Annotated in this window: 34 protein-coding genes; 18 read left to right on the top strand and 16 right to left on the bottom strand. The window is 32.6% G+C overall.

Features of this window, described 5'->3' with window-relative positions; translation table 11 throughout:
- The first annotated feature begins 20 nt into the window (after positions 1-20).
- The 4 genes from NSED_RS03675 to NSED_RS03660 all read left to right on the top strand — a co-directional run bounded on the left by NSED_RS03675 (position 21) and on the right by NSED_RS03660 (position 3,697).
- A complete protein-coding gene (locus NSED_RS03675) occupies positions 21-1,640 on the top strand; it encodes an FAD-dependent thymidylate synthase (RefSeq protein WP_016939743.1) in 1,620 nt (539 codons plus the stop codon).
- Positions 1,641-1,675: 35 nt separating this feature from the next.
- A complete protein-coding gene (msrB, locus tag NSED_RS03670) occupies positions 1,676-2,083 on the top strand; it encodes a peptide-methionine (R)-S-oxide reductase MsrB (protein ID WP_014964900.1) in 408 nt (135 codons plus the stop codon).
- Between the two features lie 130 nt (positions 2,084-2,213).
- Positions 2,214-3,224 (top strand): homoserine dehydrogenase, encoded by a 1,011-nt coding sequence (locus NSED_RS03665; protein WP_014964899.1) that lies wholly within the window; start codon positions 2,214-2,216, stop codon positions 3,222-3,224.
- Positions 3,221-3,697: a PUA domain-containing protein gene (locus NSED_RS03660; RefSeq protein WP_014964898.1), complete on the top strand. Its 477-nt coding sequence runs from the start codon at positions 3,221-3,223 to the stop codon at positions 3,695-3,697. Before NSED_RS03665 ends, NSED_RS03660 begins: the two co-directional genes overlap by 4 nt.
- An 18-nt stretch (positions 3,698-3,715) precedes the next feature.
- Here the strand turns inward: NSED_RS03660 and NSED_RS03655 are convergent, their stop codons facing one another.
- Positions 3,716-4,312: an Ntn hydrolase family protein gene (locus NSED_RS03655; RefSeq protein WP_016939742.1), complete on the bottom strand. Its 597-nt coding sequence runs from the start codon at positions 4,310-4,312 to the stop codon at positions 3,716-3,718.
- Positions 4,313-4,407: 95 nt separating this feature from the next.
- On the opposite strand from NSED_RS03655, the gene NSED_RS03650 reads away from it, so the two are divergent.
- The gene (locus NSED_RS03650) at positions 4,408-4,824 is read left to right on the top strand and encodes a DoxX family protein (RefSeq protein ID WP_014964896.1); all 417 of its coding nucleotides are present in this window, start codon (positions 4,408-4,410) and stop codon (positions 4,822-4,824) included.
- On the opposite strand, the gene NSED_RS03645 is transcribed toward NSED_RS03650, so the two are convergent.
- Genes NSED_RS03645 through NSED_RS03635 form a run of 3 tightly spaced genes read right to left on the bottom strand, consistent with a single transcriptional unit; the run spans position 4,821 to position 8,037 of the window.
- Positions 4,821-6,173, bottom strand: a complete 1,353-nt coding sequence (locus tag NSED_RS03645; protein WP_014964895.1) for a M20/M25/M40 family metallo-hydrolase — start codon at positions 6,171-6,173, stop codon at positions 4,821-4,823. The two genes, NSED_RS03650 and NSED_RS03645, sit on opposite strands and share 4 nt — an antisense overlap.
- A 5-nt stretch (positions 6,174-6,178) precedes the next feature.
- The gene (locus tag NSED_RS03640) at positions 6,179-7,042 is read right to left on the bottom strand and encodes an NAD(P)H-hydrate dehydratase (protein ID WP_014964894.1); all 864 of its coding nucleotides are present in this window, start codon (positions 7,040-7,042) and stop codon (positions 6,179-6,181) included.
- A gap of 56 nt (positions 7,043-7,098) precedes the next feature.
- Positions 7,099-8,037 carry a tRNA (adenine-N1)-methyltransferase gene (locus NSED_RS03635; protein ID WP_014964893.1) on the bottom strand — a complete coding sequence of 313 codons (939 nt, stop codon included), beginning with the start codon at positions 8,035-8,037 and terminating at the stop codon, positions 7,099-7,101.
- 278 nt (positions 8,038-8,315) lie between these two features.
- Between NSED_RS03635 and NSED_RS03630 the strand changes: the two genes are divergently transcribed.
- From NSED_RS03630 to NSED_RS03605, 7 genes are all read left to right on the top strand, one after another.
- Positions 8,316-8,504, top strand: a complete 189-nt coding sequence (locus tag NSED_RS03630) for a hypothetical protein (RefSeq protein ID WP_014964892.1) — start codon at positions 8,316-8,318, stop codon at positions 8,502-8,504.
- A 47-nt stretch (positions 8,505-8,551) separates the two neighbouring features.
- A complete protein-coding gene (locus NSED_RS10940; protein ID WP_016939740.1) occupies positions 8,552-8,680 on the top strand; it encodes a hypothetical protein in 129 nt (42 codons plus the stop codon).
- A 50-nt stretch (positions 8,681-8,730) separates the two neighbouring features.
- Positions 8,731-9,159, top strand: a complete 429-nt coding sequence (locus NSED_RS03625) for a hypothetical protein (protein WP_014964891.1) — start codon at positions 8,731-8,733, stop codon at positions 9,157-9,159.
- 420 nt (positions 9,160-9,579) lie between these two features.
- Positions 9,580-9,900, top strand: a complete 321-nt coding sequence (locus tag NSED_RS03620; protein ID WP_014964890.1) for a hypothetical protein — start codon at positions 9,580-9,582, stop codon at positions 9,898-9,900.
- A 69-nt stretch (positions 9,901-9,969) separates the two neighbouring features.
- On the top strand, positions 9,970-10,107 hold the full coding sequence (locus tag NSED_RS10440) for a hypothetical protein (RefSeq protein ID WP_193353271.1): 138 nt from the start codon (positions 9,970-9,972) through the stop codon (positions 10,105-10,107).
- 49 nt (positions 10,108-10,156) lie between these two features.
- On the top strand, positions 10,157-10,669 hold the full coding sequence (locus tag NSED_RS03610) for a hypothetical protein (RefSeq protein WP_014964889.1): 513 nt from the start codon (positions 10,157-10,159) through the stop codon (positions 10,667-10,669).
- On the top strand, positions 10,662-11,039 hold the full coding sequence (locus NSED_RS03605; RefSeq protein ID WP_014964888.1) for a hypothetical protein: 378 nt from the start codon (positions 10,662-10,664) through the stop codon (positions 11,037-11,039). Before NSED_RS03610 ends, NSED_RS03605 begins: the two co-directional genes overlap by 8 nt.
- 4 nt (positions 11,040-11,043) lie before the next feature.
- Here NSED_RS03605 and NSED_RS03600 read toward each other — a convergent pair whose 3' ends face one another.
- Positions 11,044-11,640, bottom strand: a complete 597-nt coding sequence (locus NSED_RS03600; protein WP_014964887.1) for a response regulator — start codon at positions 11,638-11,640, stop codon at positions 11,044-11,046.
- Between the two features lie 312 nt (positions 11,641-11,952).
- On the opposite strand from NSED_RS03600, the gene NSED_RS03595 reads away from it, so the two are divergent.
- Together NSED_RS03595 and NSED_RS10935 are read left to right on the top strand one after the other, a co-directional pair.
- Positions 11,953-12,363 (top strand): helix-turn-helix domain-containing protein, encoded by a 411-nt coding sequence (locus NSED_RS03595; RefSeq protein ID WP_014964886.1) that lies wholly within the window; start codon positions 11,953-11,955, stop codon positions 12,361-12,363.
- Between the two features lie 45 nt (positions 12,364-12,408).
- A complete protein-coding gene (locus NSED_RS10935) occupies positions 12,409-12,543 on the top strand; it encodes a hypothetical protein (protein WP_016939738.1) in 135 nt (44 codons plus the stop codon).
- Between the two features lie 156 nt (positions 12,544-12,699).
- On the opposite strand, the gene NSED_RS03590 is transcribed toward NSED_RS10935, so the two are convergent.
- The 3 genes from NSED_RS03590 to NSED_RS03580 all read right to left on the bottom strand — a co-directional run bounded on the left by NSED_RS03590 (position 12,700) and on the right by NSED_RS03580 (position 15,098).
- The gene (locus NSED_RS03590; RefSeq protein WP_014964885.1) at positions 12,700-13,023 is read right to left on the bottom strand and encodes a P-II family nitrogen regulator; all 324 of its coding nucleotides are present in this window, start codon (positions 13,021-13,023) and stop codon (positions 12,700-12,702) included.
- Positions 13,024-13,043: 20 nt separating this feature from the next.
- Positions 13,044-13,421 carry a DUF6659 family protein gene (locus NSED_RS03585; RefSeq protein ID WP_014964884.1) on the bottom strand — a complete coding sequence of 126 codons (378 nt, stop codon included), beginning with the start codon at positions 13,419-13,421 and terminating at the stop codon, positions 13,044-13,046.
- Between the two features lie 258 nt (positions 13,422-13,679).
- Positions 13,680-15,098, bottom strand: a complete 1,419-nt coding sequence (locus NSED_RS03580; RefSeq protein WP_014964883.1) for an SLC13 family permease — start codon at positions 15,096-15,098, stop codon at positions 13,680-13,682.
- Between the two features lie 237 nt (positions 15,099-15,335).
- Here NSED_RS03580 and NSED_RS03575 point away from each other — a divergent pair, with 237 nt between their 5' ends.
- Positions 15,336-15,653 carry a hypothetical protein gene (locus NSED_RS03575; protein ID WP_014964882.1) on the top strand — a complete coding sequence of 106 codons (318 nt, stop codon included), beginning with the start codon at positions 15,336-15,338 and terminating at the stop codon, positions 15,651-15,653.
- A gap of 186 nt (positions 15,654-15,839) precedes the next feature.
- On the opposite strand, the gene NSED_RS10245 is transcribed toward NSED_RS03575, so the two are convergent.
- Together NSED_RS10245 and NSED_RS10720 are read right to left on the bottom strand one after the other, a co-directional pair.
- Entirely contained in the window at positions 15,840-15,992 is a 153-nt protein-coding gene (locus tag NSED_RS10245) for a hypothetical protein (protein WP_157861911.1), read from the bottom strand.
- Entirely contained in the window at positions 15,971-16,093 is a 123-nt protein-coding gene (locus NSED_RS10720; RefSeq protein ID WP_014964881.1) for a hypothetical protein, read from the bottom strand. Before NSED_RS10720 ends, NSED_RS10245 begins: the two co-directional genes overlap by 22 nt.
- Positions 16,094-16,440: 347 nt before the next feature.
- Between NSED_RS10720 and NSED_RS10930 the strand changes: the two genes are divergently transcribed.
- Positions 16,441-16,569 carry a hypothetical protein gene (locus NSED_RS10930; RefSeq protein WP_016939805.1) on the top strand — a complete coding sequence of 43 codons (129 nt, stop codon included), beginning with the start codon at positions 16,441-16,443 and terminating at the stop codon, positions 16,567-16,569.
- A gap of 60 nt (positions 16,570-16,629) precedes the next feature.
- Here the strand turns inward: NSED_RS10930 and NSED_RS03570 are convergent, their stop codons facing one another.
- Complete coding sequence (locus NSED_RS03570) at positions 16,630-16,809, bottom strand: hypothetical protein (protein WP_026089895.1); 180 nt, start codon at positions 16,807-16,809, stop codon at positions 16,630-16,632.
- Positions 16,810-16,915: 106 nt separating this feature from the next.
- Positions 16,916-17,212, bottom strand: a complete 297-nt coding sequence (locus tag NSED_RS03565; protein WP_014964880.1) for a hypothetical protein — start codon at positions 17,210-17,212, stop codon at positions 16,916-16,918.
- 380 nt (positions 17,213-17,592) lie between these two features.
- Here NSED_RS03565 and NSED_RS03560 point away from each other — a divergent pair, with 380 nt between their 5' ends.
- Together NSED_RS03560 and NSED_RS03555 are read left to right on the top strand one after the other, a co-directional pair.
- Entirely contained in the window at positions 17,593-17,829 is a 237-nt protein-coding gene (locus NSED_RS03560) for a sulfurtransferase TusA family protein (RefSeq protein WP_014964879.1), read from the top strand.
- 8 nt (positions 17,830-17,837) lie between these two features.
- Positions 17,838-18,830 (top strand): cysteine synthase family protein, encoded by a 993-nt coding sequence (locus NSED_RS03555; RefSeq protein WP_014964878.1) that lies wholly within the window; start codon positions 17,838-17,840, stop codon positions 18,828-18,830.
- A 1-nt stretch (position 18,831) separates the two neighbouring features.
- Here the strand turns inward: NSED_RS03555 and NSED_RS03550 are convergent, their stop codons facing one another.
- From NSED_RS03550 to NSED_RS03535, 4 genes are read right to left on the bottom strand one after another with little or no spacing between them, the layout of a single operon-like run.
- Positions 18,832-19,305: a hypothetical protein gene (locus NSED_RS03550; RefSeq protein ID WP_014964877.1), complete on the bottom strand. Its 474-nt coding sequence runs from the start codon at positions 19,303-19,305 to the stop codon at positions 18,832-18,834.
- A 6-nt stretch (positions 19,306-19,311) separates the two neighbouring features.
- A complete protein-coding gene (locus NSED_RS03545; RefSeq protein ID WP_014964876.1) occupies positions 19,312-19,554 on the bottom strand; it encodes a hypothetical protein in 243 nt (80 codons plus the stop codon).
- A gap of 2 nt (positions 19,555-19,556) precedes the next feature.
- Positions 19,557-20,555 (bottom strand): thioredoxin-disulfide reductase, encoded by a 999-nt coding sequence (gene trxB / locus NSED_RS03540; protein WP_014964875.1) that lies wholly within the window; start codon positions 20,553-20,555, stop codon positions 19,557-19,559.
- Positions 20,556-20,603: 48 nt separating this feature from the next.
- Entirely contained in the window at positions 20,604-21,041 is a 438-nt protein-coding gene (locus NSED_RS03535) for a CBS domain-containing protein (RefSeq protein WP_014964874.1), read from the bottom strand.
- Between the last annotated feature and the right edge of the window lie 20 nt (positions 21,042-21,061).

Genomic DNA, 21,061 nt, shown 5'->3' with positions numbered 1-21,061 from the left:
TGGGAATCAACATATCGTTATTGTCAGAATTCTCAATTAAAGAAAGAAAAATTCTATCAGATCACTTTTCAAATACGGAAGGTAATGTGTTTGCAATAATCACTCCAAGACAAGTTGATCGTGGTGCATTAATGTCAAGATACAGTCGAACGGACAAAAGCATGAGACGAATATTTCTTGATGAATTTTTAAAAAACAAAAATAGAGGAGAGGAATTTTACAATAGAGTACTTTTAGAATATGGTGATGATTCTGTTGCAGAATTAGGCGAAGCGCAAATAGCAATTGAGGGATTGTCAAACATCGCAGTAAAAAAAATCGAAGATAGACGAATAGGATTATCATATTTGGAAAAATCATCTAGATATGTCGCATGGAATAAAAAAGAAAAAGGAAAATACAGATTTTACAGAGATCCAGAAATTATGAAATCACGTTTTGCAGATATGTATGAAGATAGCTGTAATTTTTCATTTGAGATATATTCAAAAAATATTGAATCAATGGTAAACTATGTCAGAGAAAAATATCCCATAGAAAAATACAGTTTTAAAGATTCAACAGATGGGAAAGAAAAAATATTTTCTAAATTGAAAAATGAGTCAGATATAAAATCTGCAAACATGATTTACCGAGGATCAACCAAAGCTAAAGCGTTAGATATTCTAAGAGGATTATTGCCTGCATCAACTTTGACAAATGTTGGCATCACGGGGAATGGGAGAGCATTCGAATATCTTTTGACGGTGTTAGGCTCATCTGAACTAAAAGAAGAGCAAGATTTAGCCTCAAAAATTAAGAAAGAGCTTGATACGACCATCAAATCATTTGTTAGACGGGCAGACGACAAATATGGTAAAGCATTTCAAAAATACCTTAAAGATATTAAAAATAAATCAAAATCAATTACGAAAAAAGAAATAAAATCAAATCCAAAAAAAGGAATGATTACAAAGCTTGTGGACTATGAACCAGAAAAAAAATCCATCGACAAAATAATCACCAGTATAATGTATGAACAATCACCTAGCACATCGTATCAAAATATTTTGCAACAAGTCAAAAAAATGTCTAACGAAAAGAAAATTAAAATTATTGATGAATTTACAAAAATTCGAACAAACAGACGTCATAGACCATCAAGGGCTTTTGAAAACATCTACTATACATTTGATTTATGTAATAACTATGGAATGTTCAGAGATTTCCACAGACATAGAGCATTGACTCTACAGAGACAGTTACTTACAACAGATCATGGATATAACATGCCCAATGAAATCAAAATCTTAGGAATTGAAAAAGATTTCAAAGATTGTATGAACAAAACAAAAGAAGCATTTGATAAAATTAGGACAAAGTATCCAGAGCAGGGGCAGTATGTAGTAAACTTTGGATATAATTACCCATATTTTATGAAATTTAATCTTAGAGAAGCATGTCATCTAATAGAACTAAGGACAGTTCCACAAGGACATGTAGACTATAGAAGAGTTGCGCAACAGATGTTCAAACAAATAAACAAAGTTCATCCAAATCTAAGTAAAATTATGAAATATGTAGATATGAAAGAATATGATTTGGAAAGATTTGAATCTGAAAAAAGAACCGAAGAAAAGAGAAAAAAATTAAAGAAATAGAAAATATTCTAATATTTGAAACAGTAAAAAGTATCATGACAGAAAAAATTGAGAAAAGTCAAGAAGAATGGAAAAAACAGCTAACCCCAAATCAATATGAAATTTGCATTAATCATGGAACAGAACCGCCTTTTTCTGGAAAATACAATGATTCGAAATTAGAAGGAATTTTCAAATGTGTTTGCTGTGGTGAAGAACTTTTTTCATCAGATGCAAAATTTGATTCAGGTTCAGGATGGCCAAGTTTTTGGAAACCAATTTCTGAAGAAAAAATAGAATACATTTCAGATTCAACATATGGGATGGTTCGTACAGAGGTTAATTGTAACAAATGTGGAGCGCATTTAGGCCATGTATTTGATGACGGTCCAAAGCCTACAAATCAAAGATATTGTATCAATTCTATTTCATTACAACATGAAAATGACGAAAATGTTGAATAGTCGCAAATAATCAAAGAGAGCGTATAGGTAAAATAATATTCAAAAATTATTAATAAAACACAGTTAATGATAAGAAAATCAAGAGAAATAAAATGAGATGCAATAACAGAACAAAAAGGAACGAGAGAATTTGAGAATTATACTGTGTGGTTTTGGTGTTGTAGGTCAAAGCTTAGTAAAATTATTTGAGTCTAGATCTGAAGATCTTTACGCAAAATATGGACTAAAGCCCCGAGTCATAGGAGTATTTGATAGTAAAGGAAGTGCTGTAGATCAATCAGGATTAGATTTCAACAAACTAATTGAAGTAAAGAAAAAATTTGGAACTGTAAAAAATTATGCAGATACTAAAAATACAATGTCCGGCATTGAGATGTTGAAAAACGTTGATGCAGATGTTCTCATTGAGACAACAGCAAGTAACTACAAAGATGCTGAACCTGGAATGACACACATTACTACTGCAATGAAGAAAGGGATGCATGTGATTTCAGTTAACAAAGGCCCATTAGCTTTGGCATTTCCGTCATTGCTTGAACTTGCAACATACAATCAAGTTATGTTCAAATTCAGTGGCACGGTAGGGGGCGGCACCCCAATTCTAGATTATGCTAAAAACAGTCTAAGCGGAGAGAGAATAACATCATTTGCAGGAATTCTTAACGGAACTACAAACTACATTTTAACAAATATGGGAACAGGAATATCTTATGAAGATGCTCTAAAAGATGCAAAAGATAAGGGATATGTCGAAGCAGACGAATCTTTAGATTTAGACGGATTAGATGCAGCAGCAAAATTAGTTATTTTGGCAAATTGGATTATGGGAATGAAGGTGACACTTCCAGATATAAATTGTACAGGAATCCGTAAAATCACTTCAGAAGACATCAAAAGAGCTGCCAAAAATAATTGCTCGATAAAATTAATTGCCTCATGCAACAAAGATCTTGTTGTAGGGCCAAAAGAAGTATCAAATGATGACCCCCTATGTGTTAATGGAACATTAAACGCAATTGCATTTACTTCAGAACATTCAGGAACTCAGACAATTATTGGAAAAGGTGCAGGAGGCATGGAAACAGCTAGTTCAATTCTCAGAGATTTGTTAGACATCAGACAAGAGATTGCTAGAGATTGAAATCTAACTTAATTTCAAAAAGTGAAACGTCTGTACTTTTAAAAACAGTTTCAGAGAGATGGGGCATAGAATTTCCCAAAATCAAAAATGTCAAAGTTCATCAAATTTTAGACGATGCACAAATTATCACAGGTAGTGGAATTAAAATTTTGAAAGTAGATGACGACTATCTTCCATTTTTGTCAGAGACTGAAACTTTAGAAAAATTCCCAACAGTAACTGTAGATATGGGAGCAGTAAAATTCATGTGTAAAGGAGCAAATGTGATGAGGCCAGGTATTAAAAAATTCACAGAATTTGAAAAAGATAAACTAGTTTGCATAGTAGAGGAATCTCAACATAAATTTCTGGCAGTCGGAAAATCATTGGTGGCAAGTTCAGAATTAGAAAAGATGGAAAAAGGAGAAGTAATTAAAAACATACACTATATCTCAGATAGATTCTGGGAAACAGGGAAAACAATTTACGATTAAATACTTTGAAAAATTTAATTATTTGATATTTTCAGAATATTCTTCTGTACCATCTTTAGTAATTACAAGTATATCAAGTCCATCACCACTTGCAGAGTCTCTAAGAGCAGCTGCACGTACTGCACGTTTTGCCAAATCAACGGCCTCATCTTTAGTCATGTTTGGTTTGAATTGCGGATCCAAGACACCTAATGCCATTTCTGCTCCAGTTCCAACTGCAGCGTATTCATCAGGAAGTACTGAGCCCAAAGGATCAAGGGTATACATAATTGGTTTATCAACAACACCGCCAACAATTACTTGGGTCAATAATGGAAAGTATCTTCTCTCATACATCATATTTGACATCATTTTAGCAACAGTGTTTGGAGGAACATCTCTTTTGAGCTCCATTTTTCTAATTTTAGCAAGAGCAGCAATTTGTAAGGTCAAGATTTGCATGTCGGCCACAAGACCAGCGCAAGTTGCACCTACTTTGTTAGTAATTGGGAATGTTTTCTTTGTAGATTTACTAACAAGAAAGTTTCCAAATGCGATCCTTTTTTCACTAGCAAAAACTACGCCACCATCAAAAGTAATTCCAACAGCAGTTGCCCCCGGCATATACATTGACATGTTTCAAATAATTTTGCCGCATAATAAAGGGCTTTCTACATTTGACGAGTAATTTATGGGCAAAATAATTATACTGAAAATCAAGGAAAAACACATTGACTTCTGCAGAAATTAGAGAAAAATTTCTAAACGATATTGTCTTCATGGGATTAAGATCAGCCATAGGTGTGATCTTTATTCTGCATGGAATTTCAAAATTTAATCCAGGATTTGCTGAAAATCTGCCAAACATGGGATTACCAGCAGAAATGCAAATTCCTATTGCATTGGCAGAATTAATTCCAGGCATTTTCATAATTATCGGAGTGTTAAGTAGATTATCTGCATCATTGATTTCAGTAATTATGTTAGGTGCAATTTTTATGGTAAAAGGAGCATCAAGCATTACTGGTAAGGGAGGAGTGGAATTGGATTTGATTTTGCTTGCATCAGTATTACTAATTATGATTACAGGTCCTGGTAGAATCTCACTTGCTCAAGCACTCAAAAAAATACCAAGATGTCTTCATTAAGTTTTTCCAAAATTATTCATGATCATGCACATGCATTTTGTAGTTTTCTTGAGTAAATCAACTCTAGCAAACTCATTTGGAGAATGAATTCTTGAAAACATGTATGTGCTTCCTATAGAAATACAAGGTGCTTTTAGAATTTCAACAAAAGGATGCATTGGACCTGTTCCTGCATTTGAGACATTCAGTATAGAGTTACCAAAAGATTTGTCAGCGGCATCTTTTACTTGAGAAACAAATGGATGTGAAGAATCAGTTCTAGCAGCAGCTTCTCCATGAAACACCTTGACAGATATATCTGAGAATCCTTTTGATTTGAGATGTTTTTTTAATCGTAATACTTGTTTTTTAGGGTCCATTTTAGGAATCAATCTAAAATCTATTTTTATTAGAGCATTACCAGGAAGAACAGTTTTTGCACCATCTCCAGTATAACCGGAGACAAACCCTGCAATATTACAAGTAGCATCACCAACCATGGCCTTTTTTGCTTCCAAGCCCTTCTTATTTCCCACAAAAGATTTTATTCCAAATTCTTTTTTGAACACATTTTCATCAAAAGGCTCATTTTGAATAATTTTTAAATCATTTTTGGATAATGGTGAGACCTCTTTGTACCAATCTTTAATGAGAATTTTACCATCAGAATTTCGAAGTGTGTGTACAGCCTCAATTAATCTCCATGCAGGATTTTTTATCAACACAGCCAAACTTGAATGTGCATCTCTAATGGATTCTTGTATGGATAATTCTACAAAGAGCAATCCTTTCATTCCAAGACCAATGATAGGTCTATTTTTTGCATCAACATATCCAAATTCCCAGATAACACCATCGCAAGAAAATTTCTTGCGGTATTTTTTCAAATAATCTTCAATATGCGCACTGCCAGTTTCTTCTTCACCCTCAATTACAAATTTAATGTTGCATGGGACATCACCTGTTGTTTTAAGATATGCTTCAACTGCTTTGATCCTAGTGATTAGTTCGCCTTTATCGTCAGTTGCACCTCGCCCAAAAATTTTATTGCCTTTTCTGACACCACTAAATGGAGGGTCATCCCATAAGTCAAACGGTTCAGCTGGTTGAACATCATAGTGATTGTAGAACATCAATGTTTTTTCAGGATTTTGTTTTGATTTTATTTCCCCATATACAATTGGCGCAATACCTTTCTTCAACCTCAAGATTTCGGATTTAATTCCAGATTTTTTTAATAATTTTTGCACCAATTTTGCACATTCTTCTATTCCTTCATTTTTTGCAGACACACTAGGTTGACGAATCAATGTCTGTAAATCTGAAACAAGATGTTCCATGTGAGAATCTACATATTTTGTAGCAATCATCCTAGTCACACAATTCTATCAAAAGGCTTCATCACACTTGGAATTTCATCCAAAAGATCCATCGAAGTCATATGCAAACCTAATTTCTTTTGGGCAGATTTACCGGCTAATCCATTAATGAAGGTGGCAGCAGCTGCAGATTCCAAAGAATTTCGATTTACTGATAATAATCCAGCAACCAATCCAGATAAGACATCACCTGTTCCACCGACAGTCATTGCTGGAGTTTTTTTCTCATTAAGATATGTGATTGAACCATTTGAAATCACATCTGTTGCACCTTTTAGTAATACAGTAATTCCAAATTCTTTTGCCTTTTTCTCTACAAGTTTGATTCGTTCATTTTTAGAGTTTGATGGAGGTTCTCCAAATAATCGCTTGAACTCCCCAGCATGAGGAGTCACTACGACATTTTTGTTTGCAAGCAATGGCAACACCTCAGGAATTAGTGCACTTGCATCCAAAGACAATCTAACATCCCTATTCAGTAAGGATTTTACAAAATGTAACAAAGCATTTTTTTCTTGAATTGCAAGACCCATTCCAATTGTAGCTGAATGCAAATTACGTGGCAATGCCCCAATTAGCTTGTTTACTGCCCCAAGAGTTAATTTTTGATCAACTAATGGAATTACGATTAGATTAGGAGAGATTGCTCTGGTGGGTGTGACGTTAATTTTAGGAACCGAAGTATACACAAGATCAGTTCCACATTTCAATGCAGCAATAGAAGACAAAATAGGTGCACCATGGTAAATGTAGCTCCCACCAACAACTAGAACAATTCCATTATCACCTTTCCTAGATTTGGCTTTTCTAGCAGGAATGAATTTTTTCACAATAGATGTAGTCAGACTTTTTCTTACCATGCAATACTCTCTAAGAAATGGTCGAATAAATCTTGTTTTGTATTAAATTACCAGGATTATTTTTCAAGAGACTTTTTACTTGTTTTTGGAGTAGATTTCTTCACAGGTTTTGAAGTTGATTTTTTGGTTTTGATTGTTTTTGTTGATTTCTTCACAGGTTTTGAAGTTGATTTTTTAGCTTCGGCAGGTTTTGACTTTTTTGTAGATGCTCTAGATCTACCAAAAAAAGCCTTTCTTGCAAAACAAAGGTATGTGGTATGACCAATACCTTGGAAAGAATGTCTTGTTTTTCCTTCCCTAGCTTCAATATTTCGAATTATATGTTCAGTTGATTCAATGTCAGTGAATTCATTTTCAACTAAAGCCATAGTTAATTTTTCCAATTGATTCATAGTTGGACAAATTGCAAATACGCTACCGCTTCCTTTAAGCATCTGTCTAACTTGAGGAATTACAACCCAAGGGTCACCTAAATCAATTAATGCAACATCCATATTTTCTAAAGGCATTTTTTTGGCAGTCTTCAAATCCATGTTATGTTGAGTGACATATTTTGAAACTCCTGCTTTTTTGATATTTTTTTCAGCAATTTTCATGAAATTTTCATCAACATCGAATGTGTACACATGTCCACGAGGTTTTACAACACTTGCAACAAAAGAAGTCAAAGAGCCACTGCCAGTTCCAATCTCCAAGATTTTTTGTCCGTCACCTATTCCGGCTCTTGCAATAATATACCCAATATCTTTTGGATAAACAATCTGAGTTCCATGTTGAATTCTCATCACATAATCATACATTGTAGGTTCAAGAAGATAGACATACTTGTCCTTGTTTGTGATTAATTTAGAGCCATACTCTTTGCCAATTGCATCAGAATGTTTTAGAATTCCAATGTGTGTGTGAAATGATTCATTTTTTGAAATTTTCGTTAACCATTTTTTTGAATTATTATAGAAGAATAATACCGGAGAATTTTGTTTAATTTTGGCCATATATTTTGCCTAAAAATTTTAGATAAGAATCTACTGGTTTTTCTAAATCTTTTACGATTAATAAAATAACAGATTTGAATACCGTTTTTTTGATGTAAATTATTAAGTTCATGATTTTTTAAAAAGGTCATGAGTTTTAGAACAAACGTATTCTCAAGAAAAGAACTGGCCCTAATTGTAGGCATTTCAGTCATAGTTTCATCAATTTTGTATGCTTCTTATGTTACCATGAGATAATCGATAATTTTTAAAAACAGACAGGATAATAGGGTGCATCGTTGAATTTTAACTGTATAATACCATCTTGTAATTACAAGCGCAATAACATAGAAGAAGATGAATTCTTAAAACATCTGAAAGAAGAACATCAAAATGAAATGAGAGAGATTTCAATAAAAGAGAACATGACAATTGAAATGGCAGAGATGATTACCACATCAAACTCAAAGACATTCATTAATTATTAGATAATTATCAATACGCTTAAGTTTACAATTATAGTATACAATTCAAAATGGAAGAAGAATATCGTGAAAAAATGATTAGACAGAAAAAAGAATATGAAAAATGGAAAAAAGAGGAAGGAGACTCTGATCTTGTATTTAACGATAAAGACAACAAAGAGAAAAATCAAAAAGAGTAATTCAAAAATATACCAATACGCTTAAGTTTACAATTTCATGCAACATATCAATGAGTGAAAATTCTAAATCAAAATCTTTCAAAGAATTAGAGAAAAAACTCGATAAAGAAATAAAAAAAGTTTCAGAAGAATTAATTAAAGAAAAATTAGACAAGAAAAAATTAGATTATGACACCATAGCACTCATCCTTGAAGTCTTTGATAAATCAAAGTTCCAATGGAAACCAGGACATTTTGAGGCATTTGATTCTGCACCTGAAAATTTTAGAGGCAAGACATTACCTAAAAACAACAGAGAATGCGTTATGCTTGGAGTCAGATTAGGTACTATGAGAGGAAAGATAATCTACAATTTACGCAATAGTCAAATCACAGAAAAACAACGAAACGAAATAGATGATTTAGTGTGGAACTTTGTATGGTACTCTTGGCAAGAAGCAAGAATACTCTATAATCGTTCAAATGAAAAAGGGAATTAAAAACAACTCAAAATATCATTTAAGACCAAACAGACGAGGCGGGAAAGAAATTCAAAGTCTTAATTACTGTGTAAATGGCAATCTTATGCTGATGATTATTACAACGGGTTCTATCTGATTTCCTCAAATTTGATGAATATTGCCGAATTATGAAGCTATTTCTCACTCAGATACGAGTGATATTGATCGTACGTTTAGAAATTTAACCTAAAAGTAATTATTTTTGATTCTGGTTTTTTAACAAAAACATCATCCTAACAGATTCATTGAGTCAGAGACATCTCGCGGTGTTAGCTGGAAGAGCCCAATGCTCACATAAACTAGTTAATGCATTTCAGAGTCTCCACAGTAAAGGAGACTGACTTTTTTTCCGTGATGGTACAAACAGTATTTTAATACCAATCAAAACAATAAATCAGATTGACAGAAATTCAACTAGCAGGTTCAGGGGGATGGATCAATGCAGATCTAACAGACGAACAAGTGATCAAATCAAAACTTGTTCCAAATATAGATAAGCATTTTTTGTCATCACTTGAAAAACTGGATACAGCAAAAATGTCAAAACATTTTTGTAAACAATGTGATTCTGAGTTTGATGGGCCTACTCAAATACAGATTGAGGAGCAGCCAAACGAGGCAGTTGCAGATGGGTTGATCTTGATAGAGAGGGGTCAATACACTTGTCACAAATGTAACTCCGTCATTGGTGAATACAGAGTATTTCAGAAAAAAGAGTAGCAATAAATCCATATTATTTATGTACAAACAATACGTATTCATTAAATACAGCAATTTTTTAGAAACATCATGTCAAATCAAAAATGCGTATCATGCGGAATTGGTTTCTTTTCCCCAACGGGTTCAGACAAATGTTCCAAATGTGCAGGAACCGAATCTCAAGGACATGAAGGTCATGATTCCTGTGGTTGTGGACACAGCCATTAACTCCTTTTTTCTCTAACATGCATATATTGAACAAGAAATAATCATAGCCATGGCAAAGTCATCAGAAGAAATGAAAACCCTAGTTGAGAATTTCATCAAAGTTACAAACATCAATTATGAAGATCAAACTGAAAAAATTCGAGAAAAAAGCAAGATTATAGACTGGCAGTTTCATGTGGGGACAAATGTGATAGTTAGTAAAAATGCAAACAGATCAGACAGAATTCATGTTAATGTAAATATGCGATTTCCACCTCAAGATTCAAAGTTATTGGTAATGAAAAATCCATCATTTTCAAAAGCAATAATGGAAATTAGTGAAATTTGTACTATATGTAATGTAGGCCATCAATGGATTAAAGATGGCGAAAACATTGTAGGTTTAGCTATATTTTCTCATATAGATGAAGAGGTTTTGGACAGAGTGTCATTTCATAACACATGGGATAACGTGGCAAGAGTTTCAGGGCATGTTCAAAAAATTCTCCGTTCAAATTTTAGCGGACTTTTAGCACAGAATAATACAACAGATACTACGATTGACAAATCAATGTATGGTTGAAAAGCCAATATTTCAAGTAAAAACAACACACCGAAATGAACATACACTAGTAAAATGCAATCAAAACGAAATGATTTCTTTTGAGCACAGAATTCTTAGTGAATATAGAATAAAAATAGCAAAGATAGAGACACTTGCAAAATCCATACTAACTCATCGTGAACCCAAAGGGGATGAAGTTAAAGGAGCTTCAGAATTTCTAGACATCTTGATCAATGAAACAGACAGATTCTATGAGGATAACAGTACAATACTATCAAACAACGGAAAAAAACCCCATAATCGCTCACGACTCGCAGAAACTAAAGAGTGGAAGGAAAATGTTGAGAAATTTTATGAAAAGAATCCTAGAAGAAGACCTAAAAAATAATCAGTTATTCAACGATCTGAGATAGTTTTTGGATATGACTGACATCATTTTGAGCAGCTAAATCTAATGCTTTTTGCATTTCTTCTTTATGCAATTTCGTATTTTTTTCGTTATTTTTGGTTATTTTACATTCTGCAATTGCAGGTAAATTTTTAAAATTTTTGTATTGTTCAAGTGTAAGAAGACAAGCATATGATTTAGAGTCATCATTAAATAAATATTCAACTCTAAATGGCATTGTATTATTTGTCTCTTCCAGTATTATCTCAACTAAATCATTTACATCAAAAGGTTTAAACAAAATTTTTGTAGGCACTAATGAATCTAGTTCCTCACTCATCAAGTCATGTGAACCTCCAGTTACAATTAGGACTACACTGTTAGGATCAATTTCTCTAATTTTTCTTAATGCATATATCCCATCATATTCGGGCATCATCAAATCCAGCAAAACAGCATCAGGACGCAATTGATCAAATAATTCAGATCCTTCTAACCCATCATGTGCTTTTCCAACAACATCTACCCCATACATTTCTAAAAGTTCTGACATTGAATAAACAATGTCTTCATTATCATCAATTACAATAACAGATGTCATATTTTCCCATGCCCATTCCGATCACATGTATTCCTCAGATTAAATGGTGTCTGTTTAGAAAATAAATAACACTTTACAACAATTGAATTTTAAAAGGATTTCTAAAATTATTTAATTATTTCAAAATACTTACCAATGCGTATTCTATGTTGCCGTACATGTACATCAAACACATTACTATGTCAGCGTGACTTAACACATTATTTTTAGCAATACAAACAATGACAAGAACAAAACAAATTCTAATACTTCCAGTATTAGCAGTATTGATGTCTGGTAGCTTAAGATAATCTCTTCTTTTTCTTTTAAACTATGTTAAATTATCTAAATCCAAAAACCAAATCAGAGAATGATGTGGTTGAAAAAAGATTTACCGTATTTGAACAGACAACCTGCAAATCTATTCTAAAAGCATTTAGCGATGATGACACATCAAAGATCCTACACGCATCAATGGGGGTTAGACATACAATTCAGGAAATATTGGAAAAACTAGATATCCCACATACATCAGGATATAGAAAAATCAATATTCTGATAGAAGAGGGGTTTTTGATAAAGGCAGGATATGTAATCGCTTCAAGCGGCCGAAAAGTCAACCTATACAAGACATTGTTTAACAATGTCATCATTGATTTTGATAAGAAAGTAACTGTATACGTTCAATTTCCACAAGATGTTCTAAAGAACAACGCTGTTCTTCAGATGGTTAATGCTGGATAGTTAATTGTAAATTTAATTAAAATACTAATGGGACTTTAATATTGTATGTCTGGAACAACTGAATGTATGAAATGTCGTGAAATTTTTACTGATATGGCAAATTTCAACAAGCATCCCTGTGTATTGGCCGAAAATAAAAAAGATGATCTGAAGAAAGACGATTTTACTAAAGAATATTAACTAAAACTTTCTACCTACAACACTACAATAGGAATCAAAGCAAAGATTATTTTCAATTCAAACACTAGTCTTTTTTCTTTAACTTGTAGTGAATGATTTGAACATTATTTTGCTTTTGGCACTAATTACAATCATGCTTAAAATTGAAACAACATCTTAGTATGTAATAAGGTCAACTCCAATATCACAAATTTTTCCAAATTTATCAATTTTATAACTAACCACTACACCATCATCTTTTTGGCCCGTGTTTGCAGTTTTTTGTATAGTGCTAATAATTTCCTCTTTATCTTTATCAGCACACAAAAGTTCAATTTTTGATTTAGGAATGTAATCACTTGTATCAGATTTCAAGCCTTTATGTGAATGATGTATTTCTGTAATCTGAACTTGATATGCTGAAAAAGTTGAAATATCCATCAGAGATTTTTCGACATCAGATAAAGTTGAATTTCTCACTATTGCTTTAATTTTATACACAATTTTTTAGACTAATCCTTTTACGGCATATCCTTCAAAGATCGAATTATTTCATCAATGATAGGTTCTATGGCCATAGTAGATTCGGCAGATATCAATACAATGTTAGCATTTGTCGGAATTGTGATTATCTTTAACTTTTTTCTTTTTGACACTATGTAATCCAGGGGTCCCAATGAGTCATCAAGATCCTTTTTCATGAATAGTTCCAATGCATGCTCCATACAGATCTTATATTCATCCATTTTTGCAATTGGTACTATCCCTTTTTTGTAATCCCCTACAACAAGATTACCTAAATTGCTTATAACTCCAATAAATCGAATTCCTGGAAAACTTAGAATTAATTTGCTTGCAGATTCCCAATTAGGTGTTTTCTCAAATATTAATTTAGACATCACACTGTATGGTTGTTATTTGTATTAAACATGTGTAAAAATAATTCATTTTATATTAGCATTGTTGCATCTTGATTGACTAAAACGACCAAGATTTAACTGCGAAATGGTGATAATTTGCCTCTGATTTGTGCCCATAATCAGGTTAGGAACATTTATGACTTAATTACTTTCAATTCACAGTAATAAACTCAAATAGATTTTGTATCTAGATGAAGTGTGGCTTAAATAAATTGGCCACTAATACATAACATGAGTTCAGTTTAGAATTTTTGTTGAAACAAGAATTGTAAATACCGAAATTAAACCTATTGCCATCATGTTGAGAACCATTCCATGTTTTACCATCGCTTTAATTGGAATCTGTGCTTTTTCATAGATGAGTGCATTTGGAGGTGTTCCCATAGGTAATAGAAACGCAAATGATGTTGCAACAGTTATTGCAAACAAAATAGGCAATGGCGTCCATCCATTTAACACAGCCATTGTTCCAACTATTGGAATGAAAATTGCAGCTGTAGCAGTATTTGATTTGACATTTGTCAAAAACATGATCATTGCGACTAACACCAAAATCACCAACTCAAACGGATAATCTCCCACAAATGAAAGAGAATGGGCAATCCAATTCGCTAATCCAGAGTCTACAAATGCCAAGGATAATGCAAATCCTCCACCAAGTAAAAACAATAATCCATATGGCAATCTTTCAATTCCTGCCCAATTCATCAAACTTTCAGAACGTGTTTTTGGTAGCACAAAGAGTGAGATTCCGCCCAGAATGGCAATCACCGAATTTGTAATAAAAGAACTCTCAGGCTGCCATAAAGGCATAGTGAACATCAAAGTCATCACTCCTAACAATACTGCTAAAACTGTTTTTTGCTCCATCGTAATTTTTCCTATTTGAGATTTTTCTAAAAGTAGTGTTTTTTTGATTTCATCTGTTGTCTCAAAATTACTTTTTCCAATTTGCCTGGTCATGTATAACCCACAAAGAATTAACATTGAGATTGAAAGTGGTACTCCGAGCAAAGACCATTCCACAAACGTCACTTTATGTGAAAACATCTCCATTACTGTTGCTGCATAAAGCAAGTTTGGTGGTGCACCAATCAATGTTGCCACGCTGCCAATTGATGATGAATATGCCACAGACAACATGAAAATAACTCTGAATTTTGTTGTAATGAAATTTGTTTTAGATAATGCTGCTAGGACTACTCCTGCAATTGGAAGTAATATCAAAACAACAGTGGTACTCATGACCACTGTAGATAGTAATGCAGTTGTAATCATAAACCCCCATACAATTCTCTTTGGGGAATACCCAAATACTGATATTAATTCAAATGCAATTTTTTTATGCAATCCTGATTTTTCAATAGCTAATGCTATCATGAACATTCCAAGTAACAAAACAATTATTGGATGCATATATTCAGCTGCAATTTGTTTAACAGGCAATATTCCTAATGTTGGAATTAATCCCATTGGTAGCAGTGCAGTTGCATAAATTGGAATGGCTTCTGTGATCCACCAAGTAATCATCCATACCGAAATTGCCAAAACAGCTTTTGCAGTATATGACATTCCTTCGGGTGTTGGCATAAATAGAATTAGAAAAAATAATGCAGGCCCTAAACCCATACCTGCTTTTCTAAGATTAAACTTCATTTTGAACAAGAATATTTTTGGACAACGTTGATTTGAGGCTATCTGTTGATTGTATGCTCTTGATGCATATTGTTTAAACTATTGGATTTATTTGAAGAATTTGGATTATCTGTCGTTATTTTTCCTATTAATTATTGCATAAAACAATATGCTTCTGCAGATATTGTTCTCGGTTCTAACATGACTTTGATTTCAAACTGATTTGCTTTATATTCAACTCTAAAATCTCTGAAAAGAATGCGAACATCGCTTAAACTATTCCTCATAGGCCTAAGTATTTCATTCATAATTTCAATATCTGAGATTTTTGCTTTAGAAGAACTTCCAAAAGATCCTGAAGAATATCTTGTCTACACCATATCTTTTACAACTCCTTATGTACGATTATTGTATTATTCTCTTTTGGTAGCAGTAATTCCTATGATAGCAATTCCTCAATTAGATGAAAAAGTAAGTAAGAGAGTACACTATGTCTACATATTCCTGTCAGGAATCACATTTGGATTTTCAATCGTTGGTGTTTATACCGTTTTAACACAAAGAATTCTTGTATAGAATAAAGAAAAATCATTGATTTCAATAAATAACTTTATGACTCGTAAAATAAAGTCAATTCAATCATATGACATCCTAATTAACATGGTATTCCTCTACACATAAACCATCCAATTCTTTTTTCGATTAAGATTTTCAGGTTTTATTTTGATTTAATTCTGAAGAGATAAAAAAGAAATTATTGTTTTACCACAATGTCATTACTATTGCAATTACCAATAATCCTCCTGCGAATGCATAGTATGTTTTTTTATGTCTAGGCATACTGAGTTGTTTTAAATTTGAAATTTCTTTTCGCCTCCTCTCATTCCACATGATTATACAACAACTTTCTTCCATACATTACATGCAGGGCATCGATTTACAATTTTAGACAATATCTTTTTTGAGAATATGTTGCCACAATTTTCACATGCTTTCAAATCATTTAGTGCCATCATTATGCTGTCACTTCCGTTGAAACAATTTTGTTGATTTTCAAATGAGTTTTTTCATGTATCAATACATTAGAAAAAGTATCTGAATTTCCATCCCATTTGTAACTGCATTCTCTGCAATTATATCTCATTTTGTTGAATCCTTTAATTCATCTTTGGATTTTTTGAATGAATTAACTTCTTTTGATGTCTTATCTTGTATTCCTTTAATTTTTGAAAATAGTCTTTTTAACATGATTACATAGGTTGAATCTGCTTATTAAAACGAGATGTAGTTGATTTGCTATCGAATAGACACAACTATACTGCTCCTTAACTACTAAAGTGACCCATCCATAAAGTACATTATTATGAAAAAACACACAAAACATCCTCAAATTAACAAAAACAACAAAACAAAACCTGAAAATTTATCTAAAAAAGAATATGTGGAAACTCTCGATAAATTAAAAAAAGACATTCGAGAGGAACAAAAATAGAATTTAAGTTATCTGAAAATATGGATCTTGCTATCCAATACATTTGAGTTGATAATTAATTTAATCATCATCTTCCCAGCTATTTTCTAAATATTGTGGAGCACCATGATCAATCTCTTTGGGCATGCTGATTGTAATGAATTTGTGGCATCGTGTACATTCGTATATGTCCTTGTATCCTGACATCTTGACTTTGGCATTATGCGAACAAGTGTCTTGAGTTACTAAATGATTTAACAATAAATTTACCTGTTTTTATCCCAATGACAATCACAATTACATCCATTTTGACAATGCATTCTCTTACAGTCTGAACAAATTTTTTGACCGTACGATTGTATTGTATTCATTGAATCAAGTCCTCCAGGTTGGAAAATATCCTTTCAAGGTCTTGTTTTTCATATCTCAGGTTTTTGACAGTTGTATTATCTTGTACTAGAGTTGCAGAAAATTTTTGTAACATTAGTTTGTCTTTACCAGAAATCCTGGAAACAGCAATTATTCTATCCAATTCATGAGCCTTTTGAGAGAGTTTTTTTATGTCAATTTTTTCATTTTTACTGTTAGCCAACAATATCAGATTGGCAAGTTCATTTCTAACTTCATTTAAAATTCCAGTTAATTCATTGATCTCAAGTGACATGTAATGTTTTTATCCGCTATAATATGCGGTTTCCTGCTTATTAAGACAAGATGTGGTTGATTTGCTTTAGGATAAACTCAATTTGGTCATTGAAATAACTTGACTAGTCGCCTCGAGAGTCTGAAAATTAGTTTAGTTCTCTAAACTCCTAAAGGATATATCTAAATCCAATTGAGGTTCTGACCATCATCATTAGATAGTAGATCTTACTATATCCAGATAAAAATTAGATTTGGGGTTAAATTTCAGGCATAGAATAAAGTTTTATTTTTAAAATTATTCTAACAATGATGATAGGAAAAGCTAATTGTTATAGCTACATTTTCACTTGTTAAAATAGATTTTAATATGACAAATCGGTCTTTAAAAATTAGTTACTAATGTCAGAATCTACTGAAAAAAAATTAGATGCAACTGGATTGTTTTGTCCTGAACCTGTGTTTAGAACAAAAATTGAAATTGAAAGAATGCAAGTAGGTGATATCATTACTGTATCTGCTGATGATCCAGCTGCAGAAGATGATATTTCTAGATGGGTTACCCGAAATGGACATGAGTTAATGGATATGTCAAAAGATGGCGATACCATTACGTTCAAAATTAAAAAGGTGAAATAAACTAAATCATGACTACTGTCACTGATACAGATGTGTTGAATCGTGTTGGCAATACTCCTTTGGTTCATTTAGATTCACTTTCTCACGATAATGTAGAATATTTTGCTAAATTAGAAGGTCATAATCCGTTTGGTTCTGTAAAAGACAGAGCTGCTTACTGGATGATTAAAGATGGTGAAGAAAAAGGAATTTTAAAAAAAGGAAAAAGCATTATCATTGAGCCAACTTCAGGTAACACTGGAATTGCATTGACAGGAATTGCAAATGTACTTGGATACAAAGTTGAAATTGTTATTCCAGAAAAAGCAAGTAATGAAACTAAAGATATCATTAGAAAATTAGGAGCTAAAGTTTTTGAAACCAGCGATGATCTGTGCCCTAAAGTAGGTGCTGGCACAGATCAGAGTATTGCTCTTGCCACTTCGATTGCTTCCTCTAGACCTGATACCTATTATTCCCCAAACCAATATGCCAATGAAGCTAATTTCAAAGGACACTATGTTGGAACTGGACCTGAAATTTGGAAACAAACTGAAGGCAAAGTAACTCACTTCTTTACTGGTGTTGGTACTGGAGGTACTATTACTGGAATTGGTGCTTTCCTCAAAGAAAAAAATCCTAATGTAAAGATTATTGGATGTCAACCACAACAAAATCATTTGATTCAGGGTTGGAGAAATTTTGAAGAATCCGCAAAGCCTGATTTATTCTTGAAACGAGAAAATGTTGTAGATGATTGGGTGTCTGTTGACAATGATGAAGCATTTTCAGTTGTAAAAGATGTGTATGCAAAAGATAAACTCTTGATCAGTCCTTCATCTGCAGCAGTATATGCATGCATGAAAAAATATCCTATAGAAGGGGATGCATGTGTTGTAGGAATATTTGCTGATGATGGAAGAAAATTCAAAAGTGTTTATGCTACTCAAAATGTAATGACTGAGGAAGAATTTGATAATTCTCTTAAGGATGCAAAATACATGTCAGAATTAGCCTACTGAATTATTCAAGAATTTTTTTCAAATATTTATCATAAAATTCTCTAAATGAAGAATTCATATCCATTTCATGTCGTAAACATTTGTTACTCTGTTCTGTGATTTTATTTTTAATTTCCCGACTCCATGAACTTTGCTGTTTATCTTTAGAATCAATTATTGAAGGATTTTCTTTAATTGTCTCCATTGTTTCCAACAATTCTTTACTTAGTTGCCTGAATTTACTTATACGTAAAAGGAACATTTGCGCCTCTTCTTTGTTTACTAGATTCATCATTGCATGAACTTGATTATAATATTCTAAACCTTTTTCATTATATTTTTTAAAATCTTTCATTCTTTGTTGCCAGTACTCTTTAGTTACTTTTTCTTCAATCCTATAACTAAACTGATTTTCTCCTAAATCCATTCCTAATTTTGCTAGTTTGTCACTATGCTCTTTTGCAGTTTTTTTAAGATTTTCTGGTTCTTCACTCATTGTTCTTCATCTTTCATTCTTACCAATAAAGAGTTTAGATCCTGTATTTTTCCATTCTTTTTCTGATTCCTTTAAGTAAAATAGTATACAGTCTTCACAAAATGAATCCCATTCAGTAATTCCTAGTTTTTCAAAATATTTTACTGACCATTGGTATGTTGGTTGTTTTCTATATTGGAATTGTTGAATAGTGTAGATTTCTTTCTCGTAAAATTTATTGAGACATTTTTTGCATTGGGCATTCTTCATTATTATTTATCTGCACTCTCTGTGAGATATTTATCCAAGTCAATTGCTGCCATGCATCCAAAAGCTGCCGCTGTAATTGCTTGTCTGTAATTTCTATCGTGCACATCCCCTGCTGCAAAAATTCCTTCGATATTGGTATGTGTTTTATTTTTTAATACCACATAATCATCCTCATCTAAATCAATTTGACCTTTGAATAATTGTGTATTTGGCTCGTGTCCAATTGCGACAAACAGTCCTCCTGCATCTAATGTAGACTCTTCATTTGTTTTTAGATTTTTTAAAACTGCTTGCTGCATTTTTTGGTCTCCTTTAATTTCAGTCACTGCTGAATCCCAATGAAATTTTATTTTTTCATTGTTAAGTGCTCTCTCCTGCATAATTTTACTTGCACGCAATTCTCCTCTTCTATGAACTAGATGTACCTTTGTTGCAAATTTTGTAAGGAACGTTGCTTCTTCAATAGCTGAATCCCCTCCACCTACAACAATTATATCTTGATTTCTAAAGAATGGCCCATCACATGTAGCACAATATGAAACCCCTTTACCAGCAAATGTTTCTTCTCCTTCTAACCCTAATTTTCTTGGATTTGCTCCAGTTGCGATAATTACTGCTCGTCCTTCATATTCTTCTGATGCTGTTAAAACTTTGAATGGTTTATGTCTAAAATCTACATCCACTGCAACATCATCTATGATTGTAGTTCCCATCCTTTGAGATTGTTTTCTCATCTCTATCATCAAGTCAGGACCCATAATGCCGTTTTCAAATCCTGGATAGTTTTCAACTTCAGTAGTATTTACTAATTGTCCTCCTGGTAAAATTCCTGATAAAATTAACGTATCATAACCTGCTCTTGAACAATAAATTCCTGCAGTGTATCCAGAAGGACCTGCTCCGATAATAATTACATCAAACTTTGTTTTATTTTTGTCTGGTATTTTAGGTCCTTCGTCTTTTGTTTCAAGAACTGCTGCACCTGCATCACCTGCCATCATAATGTTAACTGTCTTAATTTCAATAATTTAAGTGAATATCTCTTTTAACTACTCGTCTTTCATTCGTAAAAGAATTTGATCACAAATTCTTCTCATTTCTGAATCTGAACCCACACTTGATATTCTTACAATATCTGATGTTGTAATAATCCCTACGATCTCATCATTTTCTTTGACTGGAAGCTTGTGAATTAACTTCTCTTTCATCAATTCGGATGCTTCCCAGATCGTTTCATCTGAATCAATTGTGATTAATGGCGATGATATCACTTCTTTTATTTCTGTAAATAATGGTCTTCCTTCTGCAGCAATTTTTGTCACAAAATCTCTTTCAGTAATAATCCCAATTGGCTTGTCATTTTCTGTAACAATTACACACCCTACTCCTAATTTTTTCATATGTTCTGCCGCTTCTTGTAATGACGTTGATTTGTCTAGAGTTAACACATCCTTATTCATTACATCGCTAACAAATGTACTATTCATATTCTAATTATTTTTTTCAA

The organism is Candidatus Nitrosopumilus sediminis, assembly GCF_000299395.1.
GTDB classification, from domain to species: Archaea; Thermoproteota; Nitrososphaeria; order Nitrososphaerales; family Nitrosopumilaceae; genus Nitrosopumilus; species Nitrosopumilus sediminis.
Note: the sequence above shows the minus strand (reverse complement) of the source record. Positions and strands in the feature narration are given on the sequence as shown.

Excerpts from the sequence above, each read along its gene's own strand:
- NSED_RS03565 (WP_014964880.1), bottom strand. The coding sequence starts at position 17,212 with ATGTCACTTGAGATCAATGAATTAACTGGAATTTTAAATGAAGTTAGA.
- NSED_RS10720 (WP_014964881.1), bottom strand. The coding sequence starts at position 16,093 with ATGATGGCACTAAATGATTTGAAAGCATGTGAAAATTGTGGCAACATA.
- msrB (WP_014964900.1), top strand. The coding sequence starts at position 1,676 with ATGACAGAAAAAATTGAGAAAAGTCAAGAAGAATGGAAAAAACAGCTA.
- NSED_RS10935 (WP_016939738.1), top strand. The coding sequence starts at position 12,409 with ATGTCTGGAACAACTGAATGTATGAAATGTCGTGAAATTTTTACTGAT.
- NSED_RS03645 (WP_014964895.1), bottom strand. The coding sequence starts at position 6,173 with ATGATTGCTACAAAATATGTAGATTCTCACATGGAACATCTTGTTTCA.
- NSED_RS03605 (WP_014964888.1), top strand. The coding sequence starts at position 10,662 with ATGGTTGAAAAGCCAATATTTCAAGTAAAAACAACACACCGAAATGAA.
- NSED_RS03585 (WP_014964884.1), bottom strand. The coding sequence starts at position 13,421 with ATGTCTAAATTAATATTTGAGAAAACACCTAATTGGGAATCTGCAAGC.
- NSED_RS03625 (WP_014964891.1), top strand. The coding sequence starts at position 8,731 with ATGAGTGAAAATTCTAAATCAAAATCTTTCAAAGAATTAGAGAAAAAA.
- NSED_RS03600 (WP_014964887.1), bottom strand. The coding sequence starts at position 11,640 with ATGACATCTGTTATTGTAATTGATGATAATGAAGACATTGTTTATTCA.
- NSED_RS03640 (WP_014964894.1), bottom strand. The coding sequence starts at position 7,042 with ATGGTAAGAAAAAGTCTGACTACATCTATTGTGAAAAAATTCATTCCT.
- NSED_RS10940 (WP_016939740.1), top strand. The coding sequence starts at position 8,552 with ATGGAAGAAGAATATCGTGAAAAAATGATTAGACAGAAAAAAGAATAT.
- NSED_RS03550 (WP_014964877.1), bottom strand. The coding sequence starts at position 19,305 with ATGAGTGAAGAACCAGAAAATCTTAAAAAAACTGCAAAAGAGCATAGT.
- NSED_RS03655 (WP_016939742.1), bottom strand. The coding sequence starts at position 4,312 with ATGTCAATGTATATGCCGGGGGCAACTGCTGTTGGAATTACTTTTGAT.
- NSED_RS03575 (WP_014964882.1), top strand. The coding sequence starts at position 15,336 with ATGCGAACATCGCTTAAACTATTCCTCATAGGCCTAAGTATTTCATTC.
- NSED_RS10440 (WP_193353271.1), top strand. The coding sequence starts at position 9,970 with ATGTCAAATCAAAAATGCGTATCATGCGGAATTGGTTTCTTTTCCCCA.
- NSED_RS10245 (WP_157861911.1), bottom strand. The coding sequence starts at position 15,992 with ATGGAAGAAAGTTGTTGTATAATCATGTGGAATGAGAGGAGGCGAAAA.
- NSED_RS03635 (WP_014964893.1), bottom strand. The coding sequence starts at position 8,037 with ATGGCCAAAATTAAACAAAATTCTCCGGTATTATTCTTCTATAATAAT.
- trxB (WP_014964875.1), bottom strand. The coding sequence starts at position 20,555 with ATGATGGCAGGTGATGCAGGTGCAGCAGTTCTTGAAACAAAAGACGAA.
- NSED_RS03595 (WP_014964886.1), top strand. The coding sequence starts at position 11,953 with ATGTTAAATTATCTAAATCCAAAAACCAAATCAGAGAATGATGTGGTT.
- NSED_RS03610 (WP_014964889.1), top strand. The coding sequence starts at position 10,157 with ATGGCAAAGTCATCAGAAGAAATGAAAACCCTAGTTGAGAATTTCATC.
- NSED_RS10930 (WP_016939805.1), top strand. The coding sequence starts at position 16,441 with ATGAAAAAACACACAAAACATCCTCAAATTAACAAAAACAACAAAACA.
- NSED_RS03560 (WP_014964879.1), top strand. The coding sequence starts at position 17,593 with ATGTCAGAATCTACTGAAAAAAAATTAGATGCAACTGGATTGTTTTGT.
- NSED_RS03545 (WP_014964876.1), bottom strand. The coding sequence starts at position 19,554 with ATGAAGAATGCCCAATGCAAAAAATGTCTCAATAAATTTTACGAGAAA.
- NSED_RS03535 (WP_014964874.1), bottom strand. The coding sequence starts at position 21,041 with ATGAATAGTACATTTGTTAGCGATGTAATGAATAAGGATGTGTTAACT.
- NSED_RS03555 (WP_014964878.1), top strand. The coding sequence starts at position 17,838 with ATGACTACTGTCACTGATACAGATGTGTTGAATCGTGTTGGCAATACT.
- NSED_RS03580 (WP_014964883.1), bottom strand. The coding sequence starts at position 15,098 with ATGAAGTTTAATCTTAGAAAAGCAGGTATGGGTTTAGGGCCTGCATTA.